The sequence below is a fragment of the Arthrobacter sp. 05L45_2 genome (assembly GCF_056397525.1).
This window is the reverse complement of sequence record NZ_JBFTNO010000305.1, coordinates 1-2,279: the sequence shown is the minus strand read 5'-3', so window position 1 is coordinate 2,279 and position 2,279 is coordinate 1. Positions and strand designations below refer to the sequence as shown.

Below are 2,279 nucleotides of genomic sequence, written 5' to 3'. Positions count from 1 at the left end.
AGGCGGGCCTGGATTCCCTGCAGTCCGACGCCGTCCGGAAGGTCCGCATCGACTGGACCCGGATCCTGTTGCCGGTGGCCGCCCTCGCGGTCCTGGTGATCCTGTGGCAGCTGTACGTGTCGCTGGGTTTCAAACGCCGCGACGTTGTGCCGGGGCCGCTGGATGTCGTGGGCCAGATCGGCACACTCTGGGGCGAGGGTAAACTCCAGGAGGCGGTGTTGACATCGCTGCAGCGCGGAGTGGCCGGCTTCCTGATCAGTGTGGTCATCGCCACCCCGGTGGGGCTGCTGCTGGCCCAGGTGGCACCCCTGCGGCGCGCCTTTGGTCCACTGATTTCGGGGCTGCAGGTCTTGCCGTCGGTGGCCTGGGTGCCGGCCGCCATCCTCTGGTTCGGCATCACCGACGCCACCGTCTACTTTGTGGTCTTTATGGGCGCCATCCCCTCGATCATCAACGGGCTGATCTCGGGGGTCGATCAGATCCCGCCGCAATACCGGAGTGTCGGCAAGGTCCTGGGCGCCTCCCGCCTCCAACTGGCCCTGCGCGTCATCCTGCCGGCGGCCCTGCCCGGCTACCTCGGCGGACTCAAGCAGGGTTGGGCGTTCTCCTGGCGCTCCCTGATGGCCGCTGAGATCATCGCCGTCGGCGGCACCATCGGCTTTGGCCTCGGCTCGATGCTGGACCAGGGCCGCGTCCTGTCCGACATGACCATCGTGATGGCCGCGATCCTGCTGATCCTCGGCGTCGGAATCCTCATCGAACTGCTGGTCTTCGGCCCGATCGAGAAGCGCCTGCTCCGGCGCCGGGGACTGCTGGCCGGCAGCACGCGGTAGGTTCGGGCCCGACTGAACAGAGAGCCCGACGGCGAAACTCGCCGTCGGGCTCTCTGTTGCGTACCGTCAGCCGCGGGTCAAAGTGCCGCAGCCGTGGACCTCGAAACCTTTGGCACCCGAAGGGATTGTCACGATCGTCCGGGCCGGACCAAAGTCGTTCGCGATGATCTCTTCAAAGCTGCCCCCCAATCCGCTGAGTGTCGCCCAATAGCAGGAGTCTCCGGCGCCGTACCCGTAGTACGTCCCTGGCAAAATGTCGATGCCGACTCGGTAGGTACCGTCCGCCGTAACTCGGGTGGACCTGGCCCCGGTTGACGGAACGGTGGTCCATGAGCCACAGCCAGAGGTACGGAATCCGACGTCACCAGGGGCGATCTGGACATATGTTCGGGCGGTACCAAAGTAGTTGGCATTGATCTCGTCCAGGCTGCCGTAGAACCCGTTGAGCCTCTCCCAGTAGCATCCGCTACCGGTCCCCGTCGCCTTGTACAACCCCGGCTTGATGCTCGTACCCACTCTGTAAGTACCGTCGCCCCTGAGGACGGTCACCGGCCATACGGGGACCTTCAGCGCCGGACTCATGGTGACCCGCGTTTCAGAGTACGTCCGACTCGCGGACACGCGGACCGTGATGGAACGGCCATTATCCGCCGACGACAGCCGGTACGTGCGGTAGCGGGCGCCTGAGATCGCGACGCCATTGCGGTACCACTGGTAGGAGTAGGCCGACGGGGCCGGCGAGTAGGTGCCCACGTAGGCTGTCAGGGTCGCCCCGAGAGAGGTTGCTCCGGTGACCCTCGGAGCCGTCCGGAGACTAATGAGTGCCTTGCCGACGGTGATCGACCGGGTTGCAGCCGATCGTGTGGTGTATCCGGCTTTGGATACTGTCACTTTCACATTCACCCGGGCACCGATGTAGCCGCTGCTCAGATGAAGGGCGGAACCGGTCCCGCCCCTGACGGCGACGCCGTTCCGATACCACTGGTAACGGATAGTCGAACCGGGCGTCCACCCTTGGGAAATTTTGACTGTCTGCCCGTAGCGGTGGGTTCCGGTTACTGCCAGTGACTTCGTGGCCGCAATCGTGCCGGCTGCAATCGAGCGAGCAGCCGAGAAACGGTCCAGCGTTGTGTAACCGGGCTTGGTTGCCCTCACCCTGACCTTAAGCGACTTGCCGTAATCGAGAGCCGTCGTGGTGTACGTGCGGCTGACGGCGCCCGAGATGGCTCCCGTTCCGCGGTACCACTGGTACGACAATGTTGCACCAGTCGGCGTCCACGTGCCGGCGTTGGCACCCTGCACCTGGCCCACCCTGGCGACACCACTGACGGTCGGGACCGGCGCCGCCGAGAAACTCCCGTTGCCGCCGGTGACTTGGGCTGAGGTGAATTCTACGGAGGTGAAGCCCGGTGCGGACAGCGTCACCTTGGCCCATAGCTTTTGCGC

Annotated in this window: 2 protein-coding genes; one reads left to right on the top strand and one right to left on the bottom strand. The window is 65.0% G+C overall.

All coding sequences use genetic code 11. From position 1 onward, the window contains the following. A partial coding sequence (locus AC1DHD_RS15775; protein ID WP_476880616.1) for an ABC transporter permease occupies positions 1-833 on the top strand: 833 nt, incomplete at its 5' end. Positions 834-899: 66 nt separating this feature from the next. Here the strand turns inward: AC1DHD_RS15775 and AC1DHD_RS15770 are convergent. Beyond that, on the bottom strand, positions 900-2,279 hold a 1,380-nt coding region (locus tag AC1DHD_RS15770), incomplete at its 5' end, for a hypothetical protein (RefSeq protein ID WP_476880615.1).